This is a genomic window from Ruegeria sp. CDSC054, assembly GCF_059610645.1.
Map to the genome: position 1 here is coordinate 771,655 of NZ_JBXWOA010000001.1, position 26,270 is coordinate 797,924.

Consider the following 26,270-nt stretch of genomic DNA (forward strand, 5'->3'; position numbering starts at 1 on the left):
GTCGTTGCCGTATGCTCTACTTCCAAACAATCATTTATGGAATTGCCACAATCTGCAGAAGTGTTATGCATAAATGCATGAACTGGAAAGCCATCAATTTCGACTGGAATCAAGTGCGGTCTTTTCTTGCGACAGCCGAAGAAGGCTCGTTTTCAGCAGCTGCGCGCGTTCTTGAGCAAACTCAACCCACTGTCGGCCGTCAAGTTGCTGCGCTGGAAACGGCGCTTGGCATCACCCTGTTTGAAAGAGTCGGAAAGTCGCTTAATCTGACGACTGCTGGCGCCGAGCTTTTGCTGCATGTCAGAGAAATGGCGGATGTGGCAAACAGGATTTCTCTTACCGCAACAAGTCAGTCGCAAGCTGTTGAAGGGCAAGTCAGGATTACTGCGTCCGATGTGATGTCTGCCTATCAGCTGCCGCCTATCCTGAAAAAGATCCGACTTGCGGCACCGCGACTAGAGATCGACATCGTTGCTGCAAATGACATACGAGACCTACAGCGACGTGAGGCTGATATCGCAATCCGACATGTGCGTCCAACTCAGCCGGATCTGACAGCAAAGCTCGTCGCCGAGGCCACGGCCCATTTTTACGCGGCACCGTCGTATCTTGATCAGGTGGGACGGCCAAAAAATGAAAACGAACTTGCGAACTTAGACTTTGTCGGGTTTGGGGACATCGACACGATGATCGGTTTTCTCGATCCGGCGGGCATAAATGTCACCCGAAAAAGCTTCAGGATTGGCTCACAAAGCGGGATTGTATCCTGGGAACTGGTGCGCCAAGGTTTTGGCATAAGTGTAATGTCGGATGATGTGGCTGCCTTAACACCTGGTGTGGAGCGCGTGCTCCCCGACAGCGAGCCGTTTAAGTTCCCGATTTGGTTGGCGACACACTCCGAGTTACACACCGCACGAAGGATCAGGTTGGTGTTTGATCAACTGGCGGACCAACTTAGCGCAGGGACCATCAGGTAATCCGGGAGTTCGTTCTATGTCACAGGCTATTTCAACGCTTCACTTGCTATGCGGCAAAGTCGCTTCTGGAAAATCTACTCTGGCAGCGGAACTAGCGAAAAGAGACGCAGTCGTGCTCATTTCGGAAGATGAATGGCTTAGCGCCCTGTTTGGCGACCAGATGAAGTCCCTGCAGGACTACGTGAATTGCGCTTTGAAACTGCGACCGGTCATGGGGCGTCACGTGGCTTCTTTGCTGAAGGCTGGCGTTTCAGTGGTTCTCGATTTTCCAGCTAACACAATTGAAAATAGAGCTTGGATGCGCGACTTGCTGAAAGACACTACTGCGCAGCACCACCTTCACTTTTTGGATTTGCCAGATGAGGTTTGTCTGCACCGGCTGCATAAGCGCAACAGAGAAGGCGCGCATGCCTTTGCACCAACAGAAGATCAATATCGCCGTATTGCGCGGCATTTCGTGCCACCATCACCCGAAGAAGGTTTTAACATCATAACTCACCGTCAGTAGCGGCGGCACCAAACATGTTTCGAGCACCTACTCTGCATCGACGGATGAACGACTGCTTTGGGCTCGAACCGGACATTCAGTAGTTCATTGACCCGGTTCTAACAGCCCTAAAGCCTGCTGTGCGGATAATTCGGGCGATCGCTATGAAACTGAAACTGTTAGACACAACGGACTGTGTTTGAGTTAATTGACGCCACTTGTTTTGGGGGAGTACCAAGTGGGCAGTTCACAGATTGTTATACGACGAATGTCGGAAGCAGATAATGGTGAAATGTCAAAGCTGCTTGGCGACGTTTTGAGCAGGCGAGATCCACCCGCCGTTTCGACTAAATTCTCGCCCGAAAAGCTCGAAAAGCTCGCCGCAGTATTTGGATTAAAATCTGCAAAAGAAGGTTTGTCATCTGTCGCTCTTGATGAAGCTTCTGGTGAGATTGTAGGCGCTGTTTTAGCACATGATTTCGGTCAGCCGCCGCCCGATGGGATTAATGCGATGGATTTAGGTTCCGAGCCAGTCATCACGTTAATTGATGAGCTAGAAAGCGTTTTTTTGAATACGCACAACGTTCATGCAGAGAAATATCTTCATATTTTCATGATCGCTGTGCGTGACGATTTCTCGAGAAAGGGAATTGCTCAAAGCTTGCTGGATGCCTGTGTAAGTCAAGCCAAGAGATCCGGCTATCGGATTGCTTTTGCGGAAGCGACGAACCGTTTCTCACAACGCATTTTTTTGAAAGCGGGCTTCGACAGCGTTCATTCGATTGACTACGAAGACTTCGAACTGGACGGACAACGGCCTTTTCTGGATATCAAGTACGAGGGAGCTTGTGTGCTAATGGAACTCGATATTTCAGCCAATTTATGATTTTCCGAAAGGCATAGAGCGAAGTAGTCTGCTTTGGGCTCACTTCGGACCTTAACTGTAAGACGCAAACGGCAGCAACGCGCACAAAGCTGCCGATCGTAATGCACAAACCAGCCGTCGGGTCGAATCCCCCAGAATTGAAGAACCGCAGATTGCCTCACGAGTCTGCAGGTAATTTTCTAAGTCCCTCGAACGATCGGTTAAGCAACTTCTAATGGTCGATCCGATTTTCCGGGGCGTCAAAATCTGAACGGACGGTTGCGGTATCGTATAAGATGTTAACGGCGCTGATCTGATCTAAAGTCTCCGTCAAGTCGAACATATCAATCGTCTCGATCGTGCCGGGAGCGCTTCCTCTGACCGTGCGAGTATACGCCATATAAAGTGCAATCTTGTTAGGATTTGAACTACTCAAAAATACATCTCTGAGGACCATCTTGCGATCTGAAATCACCTCAAACACATACGAATAAAACTCACGTGCCGGTTTGTGACCTGAAATCGGTGTTTTGACCGTGGCGGATCGAGCAAAAAGAGCATCGATTTCTTGTAGATCGCCTGTTTCCATCGCTGAAATGTAACGGTGGCAAATTTCGTTGGCTTGTTTTGATGTCACACGATCCGGCATCTTGATCTTCCCTTAGCTTTGAATCTGGAATCCAATCTCCTCGAAAGTTGCTCCGCGGCCAATAGGGGTATGCCGTTGCTCTCGCCTGAGCTTTCGAACCACCAGATCAACCAGGACTTCCTCATCTGTAAGTATGCACTCGCTTTCGTTCCTGATCTGAAAGCGATCCTTGGGAGCACTTTCGATGAAGCTGGCGCGCAGCTCAGCATTCACTGATGTGGCCGCGCACGTCGGGACAATCACTGAGCATAGAAGCGAAAAGGATGATCGATCGAGATTAACTTGCATATTCTGATCCACTCTATCGGGTTCGGAATGCTTACGAAGCGCCAGCAATTTCGGATCATACCCGCAACCTGTCTCGATCGGCTGAGTTCCACTCGGTAGGTTAGTCCAGCGATCGGCCGTTTCTGGCTGTCCGCTTCGGGCTCAGAGCGGTCGTTCGCTGCGCTCCGTCTCAATGACCGCTCTGCGGACATTTCTGCCATCCGCGAAAGGCCTAGTGAATTTGCCGCTTGAAAGATTGCGTTTAGGCCGGAGAGCAACTCCGGCGACAAGTCTGACTTGTTTTCAATAAACTACTCGCGCAACATCTGCGAATGTCCGGAACCAATTGGGAGGTTGGCATGGCAGAGTTACGCGAAATTGGTAAGACAGGTATACGGGTCCCTCGCATCGGGTTTGGGTCGACGGGGTTGGGAAGTATCCCGGAAATCTATGGGTATGAAGTTGAGGAAGACCGCGCGATTGATACAATTCGAGCAATTCTATCGCAGCCAAATGCGTTCCTGGACACATCCCGTTGCTATGCCATGGGACGAAGTGAAGAGCGCATAGGAAAAGTCATTCGTGAGCTTGGCGGTTGGCCGGACGGTCGGGTGCTTTCCACCAAAATCGACCGGGACATGGAAACCGGTGCTTTTGATGCTTCACAGGCACGTAGATCATTCGAGGAAAGTCTCGCGGCCCTAAGCGTCGACAGCGTTGATATACTCCACGTCCATGATGTCGAATATGCAAATGACCTATCTGAGGTCAAAGGACGAGGTGGCGCGATTGAAGAGTTGTTCCGTATCAAGGAGGAAGGTCTGGCAAAGGCGGTCGGAATCGCGGCGGGACGTATCGACTTAATGATGCCAATTTTGGAGGGTTGGGATTTTGACGTGGTCCTGACACACAACAGGCATACGCTAGTGAACGATAACGCGGCACCCCTGATAGAACTCGCGAAATCAAGAGGCGTTTCGATATTAAACGCAGCACCTTATTCCGGAGGTGCACTTGCCCGAGGCAGTGCGATCCATCGCTTTTATGTCTATCGACCAGCAGATGATGAAGTACTTGCGCCAATACGTGCTGTTGAAGAGGTATGCGGGCACTACGATGTCCCAGTCGGGGCTGTCGCGTTGCAATACTCGTTGAAAGATGGCGACATCACTTCGACGGTTTGCGGAGTGACATGGCCTCAGCACGTTCAACAGGCGATGGAATGGGCAGAGTGGTCCATCCCTGAACGCCTTTGGGAAGAACTCGCTGAGCTCGATAAAACTTCGAGCGACCCAGAAGCTTAGAGGCGATTTTCGGATAGGATACTGTTCTGCCAATTGACTGCTTTGGGCTCGAAGCAGTCATTCGCTGCTCATTACATCAGTGACCGGAGTGCGGACATTTATTTCGTTGACCAACCTTTCTGGTACCAACTTCAAACCGATTTTCGAGCCGTGACAACAAAGTGCGTTAGAGAAAAGAAAAAACGCCCACTGTCAGCCAGTAAACGTTGCTCTTCCGCCCAGTTTTTGGCTTCCTCGGCCGGAACAAGGTTCCTGGATTCAGCAAATCCGCGCATCAAGATGATCATCATATTCGCCAGCCCGTCGGGCTTCAGTTGCGTATCACAAATAGTGATTGGCGTGACGCTTTCTACCGAGAAGCCAGCCTCCTTCAGCAATAGTGGCAATAGGACCGGAACTCGGCGTTCGGCGAAATGATGGTCCCAGGCCTTAACCATTCGCTCCATTCTGTCCGGAGCGTCGCTGTGCCAAATCAGACTGTCAAAGTGAATATCGCCGATGACGAGTATTCCGCCGGGTTTGAGCACGCGATGAATTTCAGACAAAGCCGAAGGGATATCGTCTAAGTACTCAAATACCTGTACCGAAACCGCCTTGTCTATCGTACTGGACGAAATCGGTAGACTGTCTGCTGAACCGGCGGCAAGCTCAACACAGCTTTGGTCTTGGCACCGTTGTTGAGCCGACTGACGCATGTTCTCACTTGGGTCCACGCCAATAATACGACCGCTGGTCCCCACCGCCCGGGCAAGCTCTAGGGTCAAAAGTCCGTTGCCGCAGCCAACGTCAAGGATAGTTTCACCTGGACCGGGCTTAAGGGCATCAAAGGACCCCTGCCGCCGTCGTGTGACATCAGCGCCTTGGTACACGCTGTCCAGAAGCCGGGTGGTTTCTGCATCGAATTCAAGCATGAAGTGTTCTCAGTCGCTTTAACCAATGCAAAGGTATTATCACGTCCGTGCATGAAAGTCTGCTTTGGGCTTGAAGTGGGCTATTTATTGAAATCCGCTCAACTTCTGCTTTGCGGACAAAGCAGCCGCTAAATCCACTGAAGCGGATTGCGGGCTAGTCTCCGCTAAATTTAAGGCGACCTGCATTAAGCCAATCTGACAACTCTGTTCTTTCACTGGGGTCAGGTGGGCCAGCAGGTTTTGGGGGGTCAACAGGCAATGGACTCTCTGATCCGACGATCTCTCGAACACTCACGGTATCTTCCGAAACATTCCAAACGAGCATGTCCTGAGCCAAAGTGAGCGGTCCGTCATAGGTCTTTCGGATTGCAGCTATTGTTTCGGGCGCAATATCGAAATCGGCAAATGTATGGTAGGCAATCGCGTGCCGCGGCTCGATCATCGAGAATAGTTTTCCGCACGCGTCCGGTGGCGTGTGAACCACGGTTGCCACTAATCTGGCGCGTTCAGGGTCGTAGTTTTTGATATCGATGAATTGTTGGATCCTTAAGTAGCATTCGTGAATGACAAGATCCGCTTCTTTAGCGTTCTCCACGAACCACTTGTTCGGGTTGGTGTCACCTGAATAGACGAATTTTAGTCCTTTCCACTCCAAGCTGTAGGACACTGAACCGTCTATGCCGTGAATCGCGGGCCAGGATCGAATGACAACACCGTCGCTTTCATAAACTACTTGTGTCTGCGAATAGTCGAACTCAGTCACCGAAAGGTGTCCACCTGCGGAGGGCATATTCCCGCGCCGGCCTGCCACGTCCCAGGCCAACATTTTCTGGAGGCCATCCATGGCCGCAGCGGTCCCGTATTCTGGCTTTAAGCCACTTGGCCCCCAAATCTGCAGTGGAACCGTTCGGTTTGACACCCAGCCACCCACAAAAAGTGCATCGAGGTCTCCTATATGATCTACGTGCAAGTGGCTGATGAACACTTTGTCGAGATAAGTGTATGGGATTTTCAAAGCGGCTAAGTTTGCTAACGAACCGGTTCCGACATCGAAGAGAAACTTGTCGCCATTGCCAAGTTCAACCAACCACGACGCTGACGCTTGGGAATGTCGAAAATTAGGTGTTCCAGTTCCCAGCGAGATAACTCGCATCTCCGCTTCACCGAGCGGCTCTGTGTTTGGATAATAGAACTTTCTCTCTCCGGATGAACCAGCTGAAGCAGCGCCGCAGCAAATCGATGCAAATACAAAACTCAATGCCGGTAATAATCTTAGACGCACAGCTTCCTCCGACTTGCTGACGCAATCTATGTTACAACTAAATTATATCAGTCCAAAGTCCGACGTCTGCTTTGGGCTCCGGGCGGTCATTCGCTGCGGTATCTACGAACGTCCGTATCGCGGACGAAGCCGCCATTAGCCGCACCGCAGCACATTTGGCCTGCATGAGCGACCGCAATGCGGACAAAGCCGGCATTCAACCGTTTAGTTTTCCCTAAGAGCTGTATTCCGGAAGTTTGGACAAGGCAGATTTCAATGCGTCGCCCCACCCTTCGGAAATAATGCGAAAGTACTGGTCGTCGGTTTCGAATCTGGACCGTGTACCACTTTCAAAGCTGTCTTCATCGTACAGAAGCAGGTCAAGCGGAGCTCCGACAGATAGGTTGGCCTTAATTGTGGAGTCGAAACTTACAAGCAGGAGTTTTACGGTTTCCGGAAAACTCATTTCCTGATCATAGGCGCGTACGAGAATTGGGCGACCGTATTTTGTCTCTCCAATCTGAAAGAAAGGAGTGTCGTCGCCAGCCTCGATAAAGTTGCCTTCGGGGTAAATCAGAAACAGGCGTGACGGGCCGCCCCTTATCTGCCCACCTAAAATGAGTGTCGCGTGAAAGGCACTGTCGGCTTGCTGACCGCTCCGGGCATGCTCCTCGATAACGTCGTTCAGAGTAGTGGCGACCAATTGCGCAATCTGAAACATTGTCGGCGCTTCCAGTATGGACGGCGAGCGTTCTTCCGGCACTTTCGTCCGCTCTTCCAGAAGGCTTATTGTGGACTGAGTAGTCGCCAGGTTTCCGGCCGCTAGGATGGTTATCGACCGGTCACCATCGACTGTCCAGTTGAACATTTTGTTGAAGGTCGAAACATTGTCCACGCCTGCATTTGTGCGTGTATCGGACATGAAAACCAGTCCGCGGTTCAGCCGCATGCCCACAGCATAGGTCATCAGATTCTCCGTTACTGCTGTGCGACCTGCAACTGCACTGTCAATTGCTCGCCCGCTGTCCCTATTCTGTTCCCTATTACTGGTGCAGATTGGGAATAGTCCAGACCGGTCGCGACGCGTATGTATCGATCGTCAGGTGAAATCCCGTTTGAAACGTCAAACCCGACCCACCCCAACCCATCCAAATGCACTTCGGCCCAGGCATGGGTCGCGTCCTGTAGTTCCGTTTCGTTCATCATCAGGTAACCCGATACATAGCGTGCTGGTACTCCGATCTGCCGCGCGCAGGTAATGAAAATATGCGCGTGGTCCTGACACACGCCACAACCTGCTCTGAGAGCGTCTTCTGCGCTCCAACCCGGGTGCGAACTTCCAACCTCGTACGCGACCTGTGTTCGAATTCTTTCAGACAGGGCATGCATCTGCTCAAGTGGTTTGCCTGTTGGCAAAGCGCCTACCACATCGGCGACCCCTTTCCCCGGCATTGTCTGAGGTGTGCTTCTTTTGAATAGCCACAATGGTGTCGACCCTTCGTGACGCCCCAGTACGCCATGTGTGTTTTCCACCTCAACAACGCCTTTGGAGATCAACGAGATGCTTCGGGTATTTAGCTCGAAACTGATCAACTCCACCGTATTGCGGTGGTAGTCTTCAAATGTAAGCTCTTTGCGCCCGCCGGAGATCTCGGTACTCCAACTTAAAATGCTCTGATTGCGAAATGACTTTGGCGTTTTCCTCAGCTGCTGCAGCCCGAAGGGAACCGGCGCGTCGAAATCGTATCGTGTCTCGTGTCGAATGTGCAGTTTCATTTGCTACTCATAGAACCGGTAATCGATTTCTATCTGACGGCTTAAGTTGCCGAGATCTATCAGAAAATCCTGAATGTACTCATGCAGTCCGAGCTCGAAAATATCGGAGATTTGCTGATCCAGGTATTTCTCGTAGAGAACTTTAGACGCTTCGCACGAAGGCCCGGCAAAGCCATAGTCTTTCTGCAGGTATGACAGGTTCTCCTGAATTTTTCTGCAGCAAAAGTGCAGGCTGCGAGGCATGCGCTGATCCAAGATCAGAAACTGGGCAATATCAGACGGCCGCGTTTTCTCTCCATGGGTCATTCGATACCCGCCACCCGCACCAACAGAGCGGAGGATGCTTTCCCATTGAATATTGTCCAGTGATGAGCCCACTGAAAAGGCCGTGGGCAAAAGAACATAGTACTTAACGTCCAGAATTCGCCCGGTATTGTCGGCCCGCTCGACAAACGTACCAATACGGGTGAAGTCGAAGATGTCATTGCGCAGCATGGTTCCCAATGTGGCACCACGAACCAAAGCCGCCTGTTGGCGAATAAGCTCCAGCGTCGCAGGCAAATCACGCTCATTCACACGGCGCTTCATGATCTCATCGATCTGCATCCAAGTGGAGTTTACTGCACTCCAGACGTCATGGGTCAACGCGGTTCGAACAAGGCGCGCGTTGTCTCGTGCCTGTTTGATGACTGACTTGATCGAGGATGGATTATCAGCATCGCGCAGCACCCAATCTACCGCGTTGTCTTTTGAAACATCATCGTATTTGGCGTAGTACGCATCCAGAACGCCGGCCGTTTTCAGAACAGAGCCCCATTCCTCGGCGGAATTCTTGGTACGGGTCAACGCCATCCGCTGACCTGTTTCAAGCAGCCTGGCCGTGTTTTCCGCCCTCTCAAGGTATCGGGACATCCAAAACAACCCACCTGCAGTTTTTCCCAGCATGGTCAGTCCTCCAGAACCCAGGTGTCTTTGGTCCCGCCACCCTGGCTTGAGTTTACGACTAGAGATCCCTTCTTAAGCGCCACGCGGGTCAAACCGCCGGGTGTGATCTTGATCCCTTCGGGTGACACCAAAACGAACGGCCTTAGGTCAACATGTCTGGGCGCAAGTCCCGAGCGCGCAAAGATCGGAACCGTCGAAAGCGACAGCGTCGGCTGAGCAATGTAGTTCCCGGGCCGCGATTTGAGCTTGTAGCGGAACGCCGCAATCTCTTTCTTGCTGGCGGTCGGTCCGATCAACATTCCATAACCGCCAGACCCGTGTACTTCTTTCACAACAAGCTCGGACAGGTTGTCCAGCACGTAGGAGAGAGACTCGGGATCACTGCAGCGCCAGGTCGGGACGTTTTGCAGCAAGGGTTTCTCACCCGTGTAAAATTCAACGATTTCAGGCATGTAGGAATAGATCGCCTTATCGTCAGCAATACCGGTCCCCGGTGCGTTGGCGATTGTGATACCTCCTGCACGGTAAACGTCCAGGATACCAGGTACGCCCAAAGCGCTATCGGCGTTGAAATTCAGGGGATCCAGAAAGTCGTCATCTACCCGGCGGTAAAGTACGTCGATGGGCTTGTAGCCTCTGGTGGTACGCATGCAGACCCGCCCATCAACAACGCGTAGGTCGTGGCCTTCGACCAATTCCACAGCCATCTGATCTGCGAGGAACGCATGTTCGTAATAGGCCGAATTATAGATGCCTGGGGTTAACACCGCGACGGTTGGTTCCCCGTCGGCGCAAGCCGGCGCGCAGGCAGCAAGAGATCGTCTCAGATTGCGGGGGTAGTCTGAAACATTACGAACATTCGTCGCGCTGAAGAGCTCGGGGAACATCTTTAGCATCGTTTCCCGGTTCTCCAACATATAGCTGACCCCGGATGGTGTACGGGCGTTGTCCTCCAGAACGAAAAACTCGTCTGGTCCGGTTCGCACCAGATCGACCCCGACTATGTGCGTATAGACCTGACCGGGCGGTGAGACACCAAGCATCTGCGGCAGGAAGGCCTCGTTTCCGGCAATCATCTCTGCCGGCACGCGCCCGGCCCGGACAATTTCTTGACGGTGGTAAATGTCATGTAGGAATGCGTTGATTGCCCGCACCCGCTGTTCGATACCGCGTTCCAGCCGCTGCCATTCCCGCGCTGAAATAACTCGTGGTACGATATCAAACGGTATCAGACGTTCCTCGGCCTCGGCTTTGCCGTATACGTTAAAAGTGATGCCCGTCAGCCTAAACACTTCTTCGGCTTCGCGCTGTTTCGCCCTCAGTCGTGATGCGTCTTCCGCATTGAACCAGCGGCCGATCTCTTCGTATGGACCTCTAAGTGATCCATCGCCGTTGAACATTTCATCAAAATACTCACTCATGCTCTTAGTTTTACGCATAGATCAGATTTTTCAAGTCATTCGGGCTTGGTTGGATGCTGCCTAGGGAAGGAGCGTCTAATTTTCAGGCTTATTGACGATTGTGATGGTCTAAACAACGCGATGCTATTCGTGTTTTCAGGTGATGTCACATTCATTGAGATGCACTGAGCATTACATGGCTTTTCGCTGCATCGGAACGTCCGCTTTGGGCTCAGAGCAGACCTTCGCTGCAATTAGCACTAACGTCGGTGCTGTCAGACGAATTCGAACCAGTCTCAGTTTGCCGCGGAAACCGCGAACCTATCCGGAACAGAGTTGACGCCACTCGCTAAGAGCGGCGGCGCGGGTCAGCTTGAAGGTGTCTCGACTGGCTAGCGATCTTTCCTGATTGAAGTGGTTGTAGACAGAGGAATGGACGGAGGCGAATTTCTGCAAACTTCGCATGCGCCTGAAACGTTGCATCGCGCGTTCGCGTCGTCGAAACGGCAGGTGCGAGTTCTCGACGCGGTTGTTGAGCCACCCGCCCGTCTGTTGTTTTTCAAGCGCGCCCAGTTCTCTGAGCGCGGCTCTGTATGAGGCAAAGCGATCCGTGACGATGGTTTCCGCTTTGCCGTGTCGCTTCATCAATTTCCTGAAAAATTTCAATGCCGCTTGCTTGTTTCGACGTTTGGTAACGATTGCTTCCAGCACCTCGCCTTCATGATCAACAGCCCGCCAAAGATAGTGCCGCTTGCCATTCACCTTCACGAAAACCTCGTCCACGTGCCACTTCCATTCGGAGAATGCGCGCAGCTGCTGAACACGCTTCCGTCTGATCTCAGCAGCAAACATCGGGCCAAACCTGTTCCACCAATATCGGACAGTTTCGTGGCTCACGTCGATGCCTCGCTCGTGCAACAGATCTTCGACATTCCGAAGCGAGAGCGGGAAACGGATATACAGCATCACCGCAAGGCGGATGATCTCGGGGCTGGTTTTAAAGTATTTGAAAGAGGCAGGTCTGGTCAGGGGCAAAAGCTACGCAACACCCCTACCCCGCTCAAGCAAAGTTCTTCTGACAAGACCGTCTCAGTTATCCGCCTCAAGCAATGCTCTCGTTGCAAGGCCGACAAAGACTCTAGTAAAGACCTGCGACCTTTGCCCTCAGTTTGATCAGTGATGCGACGATGTCGATTATGGGCGTTGAGGTCCTTGTAAGTTGCCCCAGTTCTTGCACCGAAGTTATCAAGGCATCAATTTCCATCGGTCGGCGCAACTCCAGATCCTGCCACATTGAGGTTTTGTGCGCACCAACAGCCGCTCCACCATCGAGGCGTTTTTCAACATCTATCGGGAATTTTACGCCAAGATTTTCACCGACTTCCTGAGCCTCGAGCATCATTCCGCGTGCTACCGAGCGCGTGCCTTCGTCGGCACACAGGACATCAAGTGTTGAGTGGGTAAGAGCGGAAATCGGGTTGAACGACAAGTTACCCCACAGTTTCAACCAAATTTCATCCCGGATTCTTGGTCTGACGGGCGCACGCAGTCCGGCGGCGGATAGCGCAGCCGAAAGCTTGCCAGCACGGTCTGATTTAGCACCATCGGGCTCGCCCAACGAAAAACGATTGCCTTCGATATGCTTGATTGATCCCGGAGCAATGACCTCGGCGGCAGGATAAACAACACATCCGAGGACGCGATCTGGTCCAAAACCGTCCCACTGCACATTTCCCGGATCGACTGACGCCAACCTCGTCCCCTCGTACGGACCGCCCAGTTTGTGGAAGTACCACCAGGGCACGCCGTTCACTCCACTTACTACGGTTGTCTCGTCTGCAATCAACGGCTGCATTGAGTCTACGACTGCTGGGACGGAATGCGCTTTCAGTGTGATGAAGACATAATCTTGTGGGCCGAGATCGGCAGCATTGTCTGAAGCGCGTATTGGAACGCAAACCGGATCCTGCCCTTCCTCAAGAAGGGTCAGTCCTTTTTCCTGCATTGCTGCCAAGTGGGGGCCACGCGCGACGACACTGACTTCTGTATCAGTCTGTGCAAGTTTCGCGGCAACGTAACCTCCGATAGCTCCGGCACCAAAGATACAAACTTTCATGTGTCTAAGCCTTTGCCAGTCCCAATTTAGCAGCTAGTCCGATCCTTTGTATCTTGCCAGTCGCGCCTTTTGGAATTTCTTCAAGAACAACCACCGAAGTCGGCACCTTGAATTTTGCGAGCCGCGCGCCGACAAAAGCCCTGACCTCCTGACCTTGGATCGTCGCTCCTTCTGAAAGCACCACAGCTGCCGCTATGTCTTCACCCAGTTTTTCGTGGGGAACGGCAAAACAAACTGCCTGAGCGACTTCTGGGTGGCTTAAGAGTACAGCGTCAACCTCAAGTGGACTGATTTTCTCTCCACCGCGATTGATAAGCTCCTTAAGACGACCGGTCAGTCGTAGGTAATTCTCTTCGTCGAACGACCCCTGGTCGCCAGTGCGAAACCAAGTTTTTCCGTCCACTTCAAAAAAATTGTCGGCATTTGCCTGCGGGTTGCTTTCGTATCCCGGCGTCACATTCGGACCGCTGATAACGATTTCTCCGACGTCCCTCGAAGAGATCAGAACATTTTCGTTCTCATCTGCAATTCTGACTTCGGGGCCTGCTGCTATTCCAACAGATCCGGGTTTTTGAGTTTGGGGAGTAAGCGGGTTGCAACACATTTGATGTGTCGCCTCAGTCATGCCGTAGGCTTCGATGACGGGCGCATTAAAAGTTGCCACCAACTCTTCCATTACCGGGCCCGGCAACGAAGCAGAAGAAGATCGAAGAAAGCGCAACCGCGATTGCTCAATGATCGTTTGGTTTCGTGCAGCGCGGGTGAGAATGGCTTGGTGCATCGTCGGAACTGCGGTGTACCAGGTCGGATCAACTTCAGCGACCTGTGAGAAAAAACTAAGAGCGTTGAACCCGGGGGCGCAGCTAATTTGAGATCCAGCACCTAAAGACGCGGCAACAGCCGCAATCAACCCGTGGATATGAAACAGCGGCATAATACTCAGACAGCGATCGTCGATTGTCAGTCTCAAAGACGACGCCACATTTCGCGCGGATGCGTAGATATTAGCCTGCGTCAGAGGAACGATTTTGGGACGCGACGTAGTTCCTGACGTGTGCAGTATCAGGGCGACATCATCTTCACCCGGTGCGGATGTGTCCGCCGTGCCAATTGGGTCACAGGACAATATGGAGAACTGTCCGGCCGAATGTAAGCTATCGTGAGAAGTCCTCAAGATTGCGATGCCAAGGTCCCCAGCAGCTTTTACGGCAGGTCCATCGTCGTTTTCATTTACAAGAAGGGCCTTGGCCTTCAGATCCTTGAGGTAGAAAACGTATTCTTCGTAAGTGTACGCCGGGTTCAAAGGTGCCGTCGTCGCCACTTGGGCAACGGACATAAAGGCCGTTGCCATTTCGGGGCCATTGGGCAACACAATTGCCACTCGGTCGCCACGACCTACTCCGATCTGATGGAGATCTTTTTTGACCTTTGCGCAAAGCTCTCGCAGCCCGAGGTAGTTCAACCAAGATCGACCTGGGGCACCGATAGCATTTGCGGTACCAGAATGGGGTGCGATCAATTCGGCAACTAAGTGGGGCATCTGGGATCCGTTTACAAAAGCGTTGGCCTATTTCGCGGAGAGGGTTTGGTGTGGTTGCTAAGTTACCTTGACAGTTAGGCTACCCAATTTGTCGACCGACAGCACCAATACATCGCCGCGGTTTACTGGACCAACTCCAGAGGGCGTGCCAGACAGGATAACGTCACCGGCGGCAAGTTCGAAGTAATCGCTCAGGTAAGAGATCATTTCAGGGACTTTCCAGATCATCTGGTTCAAATCACCTTCCTGCCGAATCTCTCCGTTCACCGATAGGCGAATTGCGCCTTCGTCGAGTGGCCCAACATCTTCTGCTTTGTGCACCGGTCCGCATGGAGCTGAGCGCTCAAATGCCTTCCCGATTTCCCAAGGACGACCCATTTTCTTCATTTCGCCCTGTAGATCTCGACGGGTCATATCCAGTGAAAGCCCGTAGCCGTAGACATGATCCAGAGCATCTTCCACAGAAATATTCGTGCCGCCGGATTTAAGCGCCACATACATTTCAGCTTCATGATGTACGTCCGAGCTGTGAGCCGGATATGGAAATTCTCCGGATGGATCGAGGTTGTCAGGGTTCTTTTGGAAGAAAAATGGGGGTTCACGATTTGGGTCGTGGCCCATTTCTATGGCGTGCGCCGCGTAGTTTCGACCAATGCAATAAACCCGACGTACCGGGAATATGCCACCGCCTTCTACCGGTATTTCGTGAACCTTCACCGCGGGAATTACAAGATCGTGCATCGCTATCCTCCTGAACACATCGTTGCCAAAGATCGGTTTGCCAATCTGTGGCCTTGTTCCGATCGATGCTGTGCCACGCCCGAAAAGACGTAGCTCTTGTCTCAGTCATCGCCAATGTGACCGTCGATTTGCAAGAGGTTCAGCCGCAGCTCAGCCAAACCATTTCCCAAATTGGTCGGGCTCTAGTTTAGTGGTCGGCCTCAAGACTAGCTGGCAACACGCGGGAGTAAACGGACCTCAGATGAGCCAACATGGCCTGCGCCGCCTCTTCTCCGTCTCCACTCGATATCGCCGACAGGATCAAGTCATGCTCTCGAAAACTGGAATAATCATCGGGGGGTTTATAGGTTTTACGAGGTTGCCCCCACACAATAGACCTTCGAACGGAGTTCAGAGTCTCAAAGAAATACAGAAAAAGCTGGTTACGCGTTGCCCGGGCTATCGCGTGATGCAAATTATTGTCCCATGCTTCATATGTGCGCCAGTCTTCTGCGGCTCGGCACCTCTCAACGCAGAGCCTCATTTGCTCGCGATCCGAACGCGTAGAATGAAGCGCGGCAAGGCGGCTAAGCTGCGGCTCGATGGTAAACCGAACACCCACAACCTGTTCAGGCTTGATCTGTGCACCCAAATAGGTCACGTCCGTCAGATTTAGAACCGGTCGGGCACCAACGAACGTGCCCCGACCCACATGCCGCCAGATAAGGCCCTGCGCCTCTAGTTCGGCCAATACGCGCCTCAGCTGATTTCTGGTTGTGCCCAGCCATTGGCACATTTCCCTTTCAGGTGGAAGTCTATCGTTGTGCCGGTATCCCGCATTGTCGATCAGGTCCCGGACACGTTGCGAAAGTTCTGAAGGCTCACTCACATTGTCACCCAATTTGCTGATTGGTTGATTGATTGAAACGCCAAGTCGGCAAAAACTCAAGGGCAAGTGACAACCAAATCTGAGTCGCCTGCCAAGATCGGTGACCTAAGTGGGCGCCAGCATGTAGGAGGAGAGCCGAGTGCGTTTAGCGACTGTTTCATTAGATGGCCACGCCGTTTGTGTCGCAATGCTTGCTAACGGAAGCAGGTTGGATGTTTCGCGTGCGATTAAGATGCTCATGCCGGATACGGCTCTTGATGTAAGCACGATGCAGCTGATTATCGAAGGCGATCAGACCGCGCTGGAGGCGTTGAACGCCGTTGTTGCTGCGGGTGAGGCAGGCGAACTCAAGGACTTGCTCGTCCCCGAAGACGCGCCTCTTCTGTCGCCCATTCCCACGCCACGTAAGAACGTGTTCTGTGTGGGGCGAAACTACGCTGAGCACATCGCAGAAGGCGAACGGGCGCAAAAAGAGAAAATCGGCATCACCGAACATCCGGTTTTCTTTACCAAGCCGCCGACCTCGGTCGTTGCACCAGACGCCGACATCCTACTTTTCCCTTCGGTGTCGCAGTCCATCGACTACGAAGTCGAGTTGGCAGTCGTGATAGGGAAGCGCGGGCGTAATATCACCAAGGAAGATGCGTTTAATCATGTCTTTGGGTATTCTATTCTGAACGACATAACCGCCCGAGACATACAGCGCCGCCATGGCGGCCAGTACTTCAAAGGCAAAGGGCTTGATGGATCTTGCCCAATTGGTCCCTACATCGTGACCGCCGATGCCATCCGCGATCCGCAAGCTCTGTCGATCGGACTGACAGTAAACGGTGAGCAGCGCCAAAACGGGATGACGTCGGACATGATATTCGACATTCCAACGTTGATCACATCCTTGTCAGAAGGCCTGACACTAGAACCAGGAGACATCATTGCGACAGGTACGCCATCAGGCGTCGGATACGCAATGGAACCGCCGCAGTTTTTGAAAAACGGGGACGTCGTAGTTTGCGAGGTTTCCGAAATCGGCACGCTAAGGAACACAGTGCGCGCCGTATAATGGCTCCTACGCAGCAATCGCTGTGAGGCGTCAACATTCAAGGGAGGAAGACTACAATGATGAACAGAAGGACTTTCACAGCGTCCCTGCTTACTGCTGTTCCGGTAGCAGGAGCACTAGGAACAATGGGTTTTGCGCAAGACTTGCGTGAAATCACCTTCGTGCAACCAAGCCCTTCGGCAATCAACTCATTTCCTGTGTTTGTCGCCATTGGCGAAGGGTACTTCGCAGATGAAGGATTGAACGTGACGGTCGAGGCGATCAACGGCTCAGGCGCCGTGCTTCAGGCGTTGTCTGCTGGGCAAGCGCATTTCGGTCGCCCTGGACCCGGACCTCTGATTGCAGCGCGGTCGCGCGATGTGGATGCCGTACATATCTACAACGTGGCAGCGCGCAGCAACTTTGGCATCGCAGTGCCAGAAGATTCTGCAGTCCAAAGCGTTGAGGAACTGCGCGGAAAGGTCATCGGAACCGGCACCGCAGACGGTGCCGAAGTGGGTTTTGCACGAAACGTCTTGACCGGTGCAGGTATGAAAGAAGGTGAGGATTTCACATTTCTTACCGTTGGCGACGGCGGCCCGGCGACAGCAGCTTTCTTGAACGGCGAAATCGACGCATATTCTGCTTCGACGGCTGATACAGCAATCCTGAACCAGCGCGGAATGAAGGTGCGTGACATTACGCCTGCGGAATTCGGGCGTTTCTTCGGAAACGGTATCGCCACAATGGCTGACACAATCGCCAACGATCGCGAATTGGTCGAGGCCTGGAGCCGCGCGTTCGCACGCGGCCATGCCTTTGCTCTCGATGATGCTAACCGTGAAGCCGTACTGAAGCATCTGGCGGACGGCAATCCGCAGGAAGGCGAAGACAAAGAATTCCAGGCCGCGCTGTTCGATGCTGTTCGCTCGAAGACCATAGCAGCGGATCCAAGCAATGGTCTGGGATGGTACCCCGCCGAGGTTTGGCAAGAATGGCAAGACGCACTTGTCGCAGGGGGCGAAATTCCGGGACCGCTTGATGACTTGAGCGCCGCCTGGACCAATGAATTTGCCGCCATTGGCAACGAGGCCGCCAGCAAATGAACGCTGCAGCCGCACAAGAGTTTTCCGGCGCGCCCTTGGGCACGCCGGTCTACGAATTGACCCATTTAAGCAAGACCTATGCACGCAACCTTGTTGTTGCGCTTGAGGACATTAATCTGACGCTACGGAAAGGCAGCTTCACTTCTGTCATTGGGTCCAGCGGGTGCGGGAAATCCACTCTGCTCAAGATCATGGCGGGTTTGATCCCTCCCACCAAAGGGCGTGTGATCCTACAAGGTCTGCCAGTGACCGGTCCCCGGCGAGACATTGGTATGATGTTCCAGCAGGCGACACTATTCCCCTGGAAAACGGCCGTGGAAAACATCGTGCTGCCAATCGAGATCCGCGATGGCAAGGCAGCCGCCAAGCAAGCAATGGGCAAGGCTCACGAACTTTTGGACATCGTGGGTTTGAAGGGGTTCGAAAACGTATACCCGAACGAATTGTCGGGCGGCATGGCACAGCGCGCCTCAATCTGCCGAATGCTGATCACAGAACCAGCCGTGCTTTTGTTAGACGAACCGTTCAGCGCGCTGGACGAACTGTCACGCGACATGATGAATATGGAACTGCAGCGGATTTGCCATGAACAGGATGCGACTGCTTTTCTTGTTACGCACTCTATTCAGGAAGCCGTGATTTTGTCCGACGAAATCGTCGTGTTGAAACCACGCCCGGGCAGGATTGCCGAGATCGTGAAGGTCGACCTGCCACGCCCACGCACGTTGGATATGATGACCACGCCCAAGTTTGGCGCTATTGTAGACTACATTCGCGGCCTCCTGGATAAGGGAGAAGAAATGTGAGCGACGTTCATAACCACTCACCTTCCCTAAAGGATTCTGACACCGCAGAAGACACTGTATGGGAACAGAAAATTCACTTTATCGACTCGGTTCCACGCTGGCTGGCGATGACCTTTGTCTTCGTGGTTTTCGTGGGCACATGGCAAAGTGTCACGAGCCTTGGGCTGGTTTCCCCAATCATTTTGCCGACACCGATGGAAACCCTAAAAGATATGATCTTCGTGGGACAAAATCTATTGACTGGCGGCTACATGCTTGGGGCGCTGTGGATCACAATCAAAGAAGTTATCTATGGTTTTGCACTGGCAATCGCGATCGGATTTTCGCTGGGCGTGTTGGTGGGGGAAACGGCATTTGGTGAAAAGGCAGTGATGCCTTACCTGGTGGCGATAGATACCATGCCAAAAGTGGCATTTGCCCCACTCTTTGTAGCGTGGTTGGGCTTTGGTATTGAATCAAAGGTCGCACTTGCTGCCTTTATCGCGACATTTCCAATCGTGGTCGGTACTGCGGCTGGGCTTCACGCCGCCGATGAAAACGCGCGTATGCTTTTCAAGACGATGGGCGCAAGTCGGATGCAGACATTGTTCAAGATGAAACTGCCGACTGGCCTGCCGCAGATTTTTACCGGCCTCAAGATCGGAGCAGTCGGCGTTATGGCCGGTGCGATCACAGGAGAATTCCTAGGCGGTGGCAAGGGATTTGGCGAACTTATTCGGGTTGCCGCCTCGCAGCTCAACACGCCGCGCGTCTTCTCGTTAATCCTGTATCTCAGCCTTGTCGGTCTGGTCGTATTTGCGTCGGTGGTTTGGACACAGCGTAAATTGGTGTTCTGGCACAAGGAACAGGTGGGAAGAGATGACTTCTGAGCCTTTGAAAATTGACTGCCACACCCTGCGTGAATTTGTGGCGGCCGCACTCGAAACTCGAGGTGTGCCAAAATCAGATGCGGACAAGGTGGCCTCGACGATGGTTGAGGCCGACATTTATGGCTATGGCACGCACGGTGTCTTTCGCCTGCGACAGTATCTAGCCCGGCTGGCGGGAGGTGGCTCCAATCCTACGCCAAAAGTCACAGTAGTACATGAGACTGTTGCAACCGCTTTGATCGACGGAGATGACGGCCTCGGCCATCTGGCTATGTCGGCGGCTCGGGATCTTGCAATTGAAAAGGCAAAAGAGGCCGGCATCGGATGGGTTGGTGTTCGGCGCGGCAACCATGCTGGACCACTCGCACTTTATGTGCGTCCACAAGCTGAGGCAGGGTTGCTTGGTATGGCAGCAGCAGTGGGCAGCGCGAACCATGTCCCGCCCTATGGCGGAAGCGATTTGCTTCTTGGCACCAATCCCATTGCTTTTTCCGCCCCTGTCGATGGCCCCGACCCATTTGTGTTTGATATGGCGACAACTGTTGCAGCGATGGGTAAGATCAAAACCCTGTTGCAGCAAGGCAAGCCCATGCCCGAAGGCTGGATGGTTGGGCGTGATGGAAACCCATTGACGGACCCCGCCCTCAAGTCAGAAGGGTTTCTTTTGCCGATCGGCGGTCCGAAAGGGTTCGGTCTTTCGGTGGCTATCGGGTTGATGGCCGGGGTCTTGAACGGCGCGGCCTTCGGCTCTGATGTGGTTAACTTCACCTCAGACACAACGTCGTCCACGAACACAGGGCAATTTGTAATGGCGCTTGATCCGGCAGCTTTTGGATTGGACAAAGACTTTGCTTCTAACGCAGCCCGCGTGTTTTCTGAAATGCGTGCATCTCCCCCCCTGCCTGGTCATGATCCCGTGCGCCTGCCGGGCGAAGGCAAAACGGCTGCCGCAGAAGCCCGCCGCAAAGACGGTGTGAGGCTGAACCCCGCTCTTTGTCGAGACCTCAACAAACTTGCTGAGGACTGTAGGCTATCCCCTCTGTTTCCTAGTCTCAGCGTTGACTAACAGCGCATCCGTCGGAAGCTGGTAGGCGCTTTTGACGAAAGTTTAGCGAGGTGTCTCGTCCTCTGCCTCCAGCGCTTTCACAAGAGCAGAAAGTTTGTTCATCATGTGAAGCTTCATGGATTTTCCAAGCCCATCTGCATTACGGGCCCTGAGTAACTCCATCATGGCTTCATGTTCGTCAATGGCCTGCGCCCAGCGCTCGTCCGACAAGTTGGCCATAAAACGTGCGCGGCGGACCCGTGCGGCTAACAGCTTGTGGTGGCTCGCAAGGATATCGTTTCGCGCGCCACGTATCAGTGCCTGATGAATGTCCTGATTGGCCTTAAAATATGCCTGTCGGTCATGTGACTTATAGGCTTTCAGCATATCGGCGTGGCGACGTTCGATTAGTTCAATTTCAGCGGAATCCATATGCTGACATGCCAACTCTCCCGCCAGTTGCTCAAGCGTCGCAAGCACTGGAAACGTATTCTCCAATTCCTCTCGCGTGACACTTGCGACGCGGGCCCCCCGGTTGGCTTGAAGTACCACAAAGCCTTCTGATGCAAGCACCTTTAAAGCTTCTCGCAAAGGTGTCCGTGAGACCCCCAACGAGTCACAAAGCTGCTTCTCGGGCACTTTTTCACCCGGCTTTAGCACATCTTCGACAACCAGGTTACGCAGCCTTTCGACCAGTTCTTCGTGAAGGGTCGGGCGTTTAATGCTGTCCGTCAGGTTCATTTCCATTTCCTAAACATCAAGAACCATATCCAACAGGCGCGCGACGTGCATGGGGTTCCGCTGCGTACCTTCGGCGATTTGATGGCGGCAAGATGTCCCATCGGCCACGATAACTGCATCTATAGGTGCTGCTTCCAACGCCGGGAACAAGTCAAGTTGTGCCATCTTTATCGAAACATCGATAGTGTCAGGCGCATACCCAAACGCCCCGGCCATTCCGCAACAACCGCTTTCTATCATGTGCACCTGTGCCTGCGGAATACGATTCAAAAGGTTGAGCATCGGTTTGACGGCATCGTGTGCTTTCTGGTGGCAATGCCCATGCACATAGATCGGGCGATCCAACGGCTTCAGGGGCAAGTCCGGCTGATCGGCCAGAAATTCCTCAAAGGTACACGTTGCGTTCGACAACATCTCAGTTTCCGGCCCCGGGCAAAGAGCCAAGAATTCATCCCGGAACGTGAGGATAGAGGAAGGTTCGAGCCCGACTACTGGAACACCTTTTGCAACCGCCTCTCGCGTCGCGTAAATCACGCGTTGTGCCTCGTGTCGCGCTTCGTCCACGCACCCCATAGCCAAGAGCGTACGTCCGCAATCCAAAGCCCTGTCAGATCGATCGTCTCGGGCCACGGCCACTCGAAGTCCCGTTGCCCGCAATACCCGAACTGCAGCGCGTAAATTTTCTGGCTCGAAATACCGGTTGAACACATCGGCAAACAGCAACACCTGCGGATCATTGTCCTGAGCCTCGACATCACGGAACGGAGCAGAAGACCACACTGGCAGATCACGTCGCGCTGAAATACCAGTCGGTCCCTCCAATAGCTTACGCGAGGGTGCAATTTTGTTTCGTAAATTCATAAGCCACGCGACTTTCGCGGCTTTTGGTGCATATCGGGGCAGGTAAGCTATCAATTTGTCTGCCAACGTCAGCCCATCTTTTTTACGCTTTGCTGACAACCCTTCGATTTTCATTCGCGCCATGTCGACACCAGTCGGACATTCCCGAGCGCAAGCTTTGCAGGACACACAGTACTTCATTGTGTCCAATATGGCATCAGACGACAAACCGCCTGGCATCTGCCCGCTGATGGCAAACCGCAACGAATTTGCCCGCCCACGTGTAGCGTCTCGCTCGTCTCGGGTCGCTCGGAAAGAAGGGCACATAACGCCGCCCTTGAGCTTGCGACATGCACCATTATTGTTGCACATCTCGACGGCGCCCTGAAACCCTCCTCCGGCACCCGGCCAAGCAGACCAGTCCAGCGTCGTTTCGAATTCAGGAACCGAATAGTCCTGGCCGTAGCGGAACAGTCGGCGGTCATCCATGGCAGGCGCGTTCACGATCTTGCCGGGATTCATTACCCCGTTTGGATCAAACCGTTTCTTAACCTGTTCAAACGCAGAAACGATACGCTGACCGAACATCTTTTCATGAAATTCTGATCGTACGATCCCGTCACCATGTTCACCTGAATGAGATCCTTTATACTTTTTGACCAGATCAAATGTTTCTTCGGCGATCGCCCTCATTGTCCGGACGTCTTTGTCTTGCCGCATGTTCAGCACAGGGCGCACGTGCAAACACCCCACCGCGGCATGCGCATACCATGTTCCCCTTGTGCCATGCCGGGCAAATATTTCGGTTAGGCCAACGGTGTAATCGGCGAGGTCGGGCAAAGGGACGGCGCAATCTTCGACAAAAGAGATCGGTTTGCCTGCCTCTTTCATCGACATCATGACATTCAACCCGGATTTTCGGTACTCGGCGATAGCATTCTGCAAAGATTTGTCCGTAACAGAGACAACGCCGCCCCACCGATGTTCCGCACCGCTGAAAGCAAAACCGAGGTCTCCCATCAGTTGCGAAAGCTCGACCAGTTTTGCAGCATTGGCCTCGGCGCTGCCCTCGGCGAATTCCACCAGCAGCAGGGCTTCGGGATTGCCTTCAACAAATGCATTAATCGTTTCGCGAAACAATGGGATTTCACGCCCCAAGGCAATCATGGTGTCGTCGACCAACTCTACCGCCTGCGGGTTGAGTGTCACGATGTGCTGGGTGGCTTCCATGGCAGCACGGAATGTCGGGAAATGGCACACACCGGTAACTTTCGCGCCCGGTAGATGAGCCAGGCTTAATTCCAGTTCTGTGAAATAGGCCAATGTGCCTTCTGACCCCACCAACAAATGGGACATGTTGATGTCGTTACCTACGAGCGCGTCGATATTGTACCCGCCCACACGGCGCTGGACTTTAGGAAAACGAGCGTCAATTTCAGCTGCCTCGCGACGCCCAAGAGCGCGCATATCACCAACAAGATCCGCATAATCGCCTGATGCGGCCGTATCAGCGCTGAACCGCGCTTCCGTGCCGTCAACCATGATTGCGTTTATCGCACGGACGTTGTCTCGCATGATCCCGTATCGCAGAGACTTTCCGCCTGAAGAATTGTTTGCTGCCATCCCCCCAAGAGTGCAACGAGACGCTGTTGACGGATCCACGGGAAACCACAGGCCATGCTGCTTCAACGCTTGGTTCAATTGATCCAGAACAACACCGGGCTGAACGCGCGCAATACGCTTCTCAACGTCTACGTCTAGTATACGATTCAAGTGTTTTGTGTTGTCCAGCACAACACCCTGATTGACCGTTTGCCCACATTGCGAGGTGCCGCCGCCGCGAGGCAGAACCGAACTTCCTTCGTCCCGCGCAATGGACATTACAGCTTGGACATCTTCAGTGGACCGAGGGATCACCACAGCGTCCGGTGTCATCTGATAGATTGAGGCATCTGTCGAGTATCGAGCAAGCGATGCCGGATCTGACATCACCTCTCCCCGAACATCAGACAACAGTCGGCGGTACAACGATCCATTCTCTACCATCAGGTTCGCCTTCCCTTCCCTTCAAGTCTTATAAAACGCTTCACTTCACCGTTGACTGAATAATGAATTCATAATTACCTTTTGCAATAGGCAATAGCACCACTCTTTTGGCACCAGCGTAAGGATCAGTTCAAATGCGTCAGGCAGGCAGACATTTTTTGCAGATTCCGGGGCCGAGTGCTGTGCCAGAGCGCATCCTGAAAGCCATAAGCACGCAGACCATTGATCATCGAGGACCGGATTTTGCTGAAGTGGGGAATAAGGCCCTAAATGGCATGAAGACGATTTTCAGGACAAAACAGAACGTCTTTATCTATCCTTCATCCGGCACCGGCGCATGGGAAGCCGCACTTGTGAACACGGTTTCGCCAGGCGAAAAAGTTCTGATGTTCGAAACAGGGCATTTCGCCTTCATGTGGTGCAACTTGGCTGGAAAACTAGGGCTGCAACCAGAGCTGATTGAAGGAGATTGGCGTGGCGGCGCGGACCCCAATCAGATTGAAGACCGTCTACGTGCAGACGAGCAGCACGGCATCAAGGCGGTTTGCGTCGTCCACAACGAAACGTCAACCGGGTCAGTCTCACCAATTGAGGAAGTGCGCAGGGCCATAGACGCAGCCAAGCACCCTGCACTTCTAATCGTGGACTCCATCTCCGGCCTTGCGTCGATTGATTTTCGGTTCGATGACTGGGGGATCGATGTGTGTGTCTCCGGCTCGCAAAAGGGATTGATGTTACCGCCTGGTCTGAGCTTCAACGCCGTGAGCGATCGGGCGCTGAAACACTCAAAATTCGTGACCACGCCGCGAAGTTACTGGGATTGGCAAGATATGGTCGGACCAAATCAGAAGGGGTTCTTTCCTTACACCCCCGGCACCAATCTTCTCTATGGATTAAATGAGGCCATCGACATGTTGCACGAGGAAGGGTTGGACAATGTTTTTGCCCGTCATGCCCGACACGGAGCCGCGACACGGGCTGCCGTGCGCGCCTGGGGTCTTGAGGTTTTGTGCACACATCAAGGTCAGGAATCGGGCGTCTTGACTGCGGTTAAGGTCCCAGAGGGTCACTCTGCCGATGCGTTTCGTGCTACGGCGCTGGAGCACTATGACATCTCACTAGGAAATGGTCTGTCCAAGGTAGCCGACAAGGTGTTCCGCATTGGTCATTTGGGCGACTTCAACGACCTAATGTTGATGGCCACCCTTTCTGGCGTAGAAATGGGGCTAGCCAAGAACAGTATGCCTCATAACGGAGGCGGCACACAGGCTGCCTTGGAGCATCTCAAGGCTGCCTGACGTTGGACAGAGTTACAAAAAAACTCAAACCAACAACGACACCATGATCTGACGACTTCTCACTCCGAACCGCCACCTCATCAGGAGATTGACCATGACTCGCATGACGGCAAAAGACTTCGACCAGGAACTTCTGGACCTGTACGATTTTTACGCGCACGGCAAAATCACTAAGCGCCAGTTTCTGGACCGCGCAGGTAAGTTCGCGGTTGGTGGGTTATCTGCGGTCGCGTTGCTGAACATGCTCAGCCCGAACTATGCATTGGCCGAGCAGGTGTCATTCAACGATCCCGATGTCCATGCAGACTACATCACCTATCCCTCGCCAAATGGGACCGGCGACGTACGGGGCTACCTTGTCCGACCTGCTGGT

The 26,270-nt window shown here is 53.1% G+C and carries 24 protein-coding genes and 1 pseudogene; 11 read left to right on the forward strand and 14 right to left on the reverse strand.

Annotation, left to right across the window (positions count from 1 at the left end; genetic code table 11):
• The first annotated feature begins 65 nt into the window (after nt 1-65).
• The 3 genes from AC2FGC_RS03805 to AC2FGC_RS03815 all read left to right on the forward strand — a co-directional run bounded on the left by AC2FGC_RS03805 (nt 66) and on the right by AC2FGC_RS03815 (nt 2,350).
• Nucleotides 66-977, forward strand: a complete 912-nt coding sequence (locus AC2FGC_RS03805; protein ID WP_496781455.1) for a LysR family transcriptional regulator — start codon at nt 66-68, stop codon at nt 975-977.
• Between the two features lie 16 nt (nt 978-993).
• Entirely contained in the window at nt 994-1,485 is a 492-nt protein-coding gene (locus AC2FGC_RS03810; RefSeq protein ID WP_496696252.1) for a P-loop nucleotide/nucleoside kinase family protein, read from the forward strand.
• 217 nt (nt 1,486-1,702) lie between these two features.
• Complete coding sequence (locus AC2FGC_RS03815) at nt 1,703-2,350, forward strand: GNAT family N-acetyltransferase (protein ID WP_496781435.1); 648 nt, start codon at nt 1,703-1,705, stop codon at nt 2,348-2,350.
• A gap of 211 nt (nt 2,351-2,561) precedes the next feature.
• On the opposite strand, the gene AC2FGC_RS03820 is transcribed toward AC2FGC_RS03815, so the two are convergent.
• Nucleotides 2,562-2,978, reverse strand: a complete 417-nt coding sequence (locus AC2FGC_RS03820; RefSeq protein ID WP_496776315.1) for a nuclear transport factor 2 family protein — start codon at nt 2,976-2,978, stop codon at nt 2,562-2,564.
• Between the two features lie 626 nt (nt 2,979-3,604).
• Here AC2FGC_RS03820 and AC2FGC_RS03825 point away from each other — a divergent pair.
• Complete coding sequence (locus tag AC2FGC_RS03825; protein ID WP_496776314.1) at nt 3,605-4,549, forward strand: aldo/keto reductase; 945 nt, start codon at nt 3,605-3,607, stop codon at nt 4,547-4,549.
• Between the two features lie 131 nt (nt 4,550-4,680).
• On the opposite strand, the gene AC2FGC_RS03830 is transcribed toward AC2FGC_RS03825, so the two are convergent.
• From AC2FGC_RS03830 to AC2FGC_RS03880, 11 genes are all read right to left on the reverse strand, one after another.
• On the reverse strand, nt 4,681-5,460 hold the full coding sequence (locus tag AC2FGC_RS03830; protein ID WP_496781436.1) for a methyltransferase domain-containing protein: 780 nt from the start codon (nt 5,458-5,460) through the stop codon (nt 4,681-4,683).
• Between the two features lie 154 nt (nt 5,461-5,614).
• Nucleotides 5,615-6,742 (reverse strand): guanitoxin biosynthesis MBL fold metallo-hydrolase GntH, encoded by a 1,128-nt coding sequence (gntH, locus tag AC2FGC_RS03835; protein WP_496781437.1) that lies wholly within the window; start codon nt 6,740-6,742, stop codon nt 5,615-5,617.
• A gap of 214 nt (nt 6,743-6,956) precedes the next feature.
• Nucleotides 6,957-7,688, reverse strand: coding sequence for a proteasome-type protease (locus AC2FGC_RS03840; RefSeq protein WP_496781438.1), 732 nt, complete (start codon nt 7,686-7,688; stop codon nt 6,957-6,959).
• Between the two features lie 11 nt (nt 7,689-7,699).
• Entirely contained in the window at nt 7,700-8,497 is a 798-nt protein-coding gene (locus AC2FGC_RS03845) for a transglutaminase family protein (RefSeq protein WP_496781144.1), read from the reverse strand.
• A gap of 3 nt (nt 8,498-8,500) precedes the next feature.
• Nucleotides 8,501-9,442, reverse strand: a complete 942-nt coding sequence (locus tag AC2FGC_RS03850; protein WP_496781145.1) for an alpha-E domain-containing protein — start codon at nt 9,440-9,442, stop codon at nt 8,501-8,503.
• A 2-nt stretch (nt 9,443-9,444) separates the two neighbouring features.
• Complete coding sequence (locus tag AC2FGC_RS03855) at nt 9,445-10,863, reverse strand: circularly permuted type 2 ATP-grasp protein (RefSeq protein WP_496781146.1); 1,419 nt, start codon at nt 10,861-10,863, stop codon at nt 9,445-9,447.
• Nucleotides 10,864-11,163: 300 nt separating this feature from the next.
• On the reverse strand, nt 11,164-11,877 hold the full coding sequence (locus AC2FGC_RS03860) for an IS6 family transposase (protein ID WP_496781147.1): 714 nt from the start codon (nt 11,875-11,877) through the stop codon (nt 11,164-11,166).
• A gap of 103 nt (nt 11,878-11,980) precedes the next feature.
• Complete coding sequence (locus tag AC2FGC_RS03865) at nt 11,981-12,958, reverse strand: 2-dehydropantoate 2-reductase (RefSeq protein ID WP_496781148.1); 978 nt, start codon at nt 12,956-12,958, stop codon at nt 11,981-11,983.
• A gap of 4 nt (nt 12,959-12,962) precedes the next feature.
• Complete coding sequence (locus tag AC2FGC_RS03870; protein WP_496781149.1) at nt 12,963-14,498, reverse strand: acyl--CoA ligase; 1,536 nt, start codon at nt 14,496-14,498, stop codon at nt 12,963-12,965.
• Between the two features lie 57 nt (nt 14,499-14,555).
• Complete coding sequence (locus AC2FGC_RS03875; RefSeq protein ID WP_496781150.1) at nt 14,556-15,239, reverse strand: fumarylacetoacetate hydrolase family protein; 684 nt, start codon at nt 15,237-15,239, stop codon at nt 14,556-14,558.
• Nucleotides 15,240-15,426: 187 nt separating this feature from the next.
• Nucleotides 15,427-16,107 (reverse strand): FadR/GntR family transcriptional regulator, encoded by a 681-nt coding sequence (locus AC2FGC_RS03880; RefSeq protein WP_496781151.1) that lies wholly within the window; start codon nt 16,105-16,107, stop codon nt 15,427-15,429.
• Between the two features lie 139 nt (nt 16,108-16,246).
• Between AC2FGC_RS03880 and AC2FGC_RS03885 the strand changes: the two genes are divergently transcribed.
• From AC2FGC_RS03885 to AC2FGC_RS03905, 5 genes are all read left to right on the forward strand, one after another.
• Nucleotides 16,247-17,167, forward strand: coding sequence for a fumarylacetoacetate hydrolase family protein (locus AC2FGC_RS03885; RefSeq protein WP_496781152.1), 921 nt, complete (start codon nt 16,247-16,249; stop codon nt 17,165-17,167).
• A gap of 125 nt (nt 17,168-17,292) precedes the next feature.
• A complete protein-coding gene (locus tag AC2FGC_RS03890) occupies nt 17,293-18,252 on the forward strand; it encodes an ABC transporter substrate-binding protein (RefSeq protein ID WP_282120629.1) in 960 nt (319 codons plus the stop codon).
• Entirely contained in the window at nt 18,249-19,058 is an 810-nt protein-coding gene (locus AC2FGC_RS03895; RefSeq protein WP_108859902.1) for an ABC transporter ATP-binding protein, read from the forward strand. The genes AC2FGC_RS03890 and AC2FGC_RS03895 overlap by 4 nt, the downstream gene beginning before the upstream one ends.
• The gene (locus tag AC2FGC_RS03900; protein ID WP_109312708.1) at nt 19,055-19,927 is read left to right on the forward strand and encodes an ABC transporter permease; all 873 of its coding nucleotides are present in this window, start codon (nt 19,055-19,057) and stop codon (nt 19,925-19,927) included. Before AC2FGC_RS03895 ends, AC2FGC_RS03900 begins: the two co-directional genes overlap by 4 nt.
• Nucleotides 19,917-20,993: an Ldh family oxidoreductase gene (locus AC2FGC_RS03905; protein WP_496781439.1), complete on the forward strand. Its 1,077-nt coding sequence runs from the start codon at nt 19,917-19,919 to the stop codon at nt 20,991-20,993. The genes AC2FGC_RS03900 and AC2FGC_RS03905 overlap by 11 nt, the downstream gene beginning before the upstream one ends.
• Nucleotides 20,994-21,035: 42 nt before the next feature.
• Here the strand turns inward: AC2FGC_RS03905 and AC2FGC_RS03910 are convergent, their stop codons facing one another.
• Both AC2FGC_RS03910 and AC2FGC_RS03915 read right to left on the reverse strand, forming a co-directional pair.
• Nucleotides 21,036-21,713 carry a GntR family transcriptional regulator gene (locus tag AC2FGC_RS03910; protein ID WP_496781155.1) on the reverse strand — a complete coding sequence of 226 codons (678 nt, stop codon included), beginning with the start codon at nt 21,711-21,713 and terminating at the stop codon, nt 21,036-21,038.
• Between the two features lie 9 nt (nt 21,714-21,722).
• Nucleotides 21,723-24,599, reverse strand: a complete 2,877-nt coding sequence (locus AC2FGC_RS03915; protein WP_496781440.1) for an FAD-binding and (Fe-S)-binding domain-containing protein — start codon at nt 24,597-24,599, stop codon at nt 21,723-21,725.
• A gap of 134 nt (nt 24,600-24,733) precedes the next feature.
• On the opposite strand from AC2FGC_RS03915, the gene AC2FGC_RS03920 reads away from it, so the two are divergent.
• A complete protein-coding gene (locus tag AC2FGC_RS03920; protein WP_496781157.1) occupies nt 24,734-25,897 on the forward strand; it encodes a pyridoxal-phosphate-dependent aminotransferase family protein in 1,164 nt (387 codons plus the stop codon).
• A gap of 94 nt (nt 25,898-25,991) precedes the next feature.
• A pseudogene (locus tag AC2FGC_RS03925) lies at nt 25,992-26,270 on the forward strand (dienelactone hydrolase family protein); the annotation flags it as partial.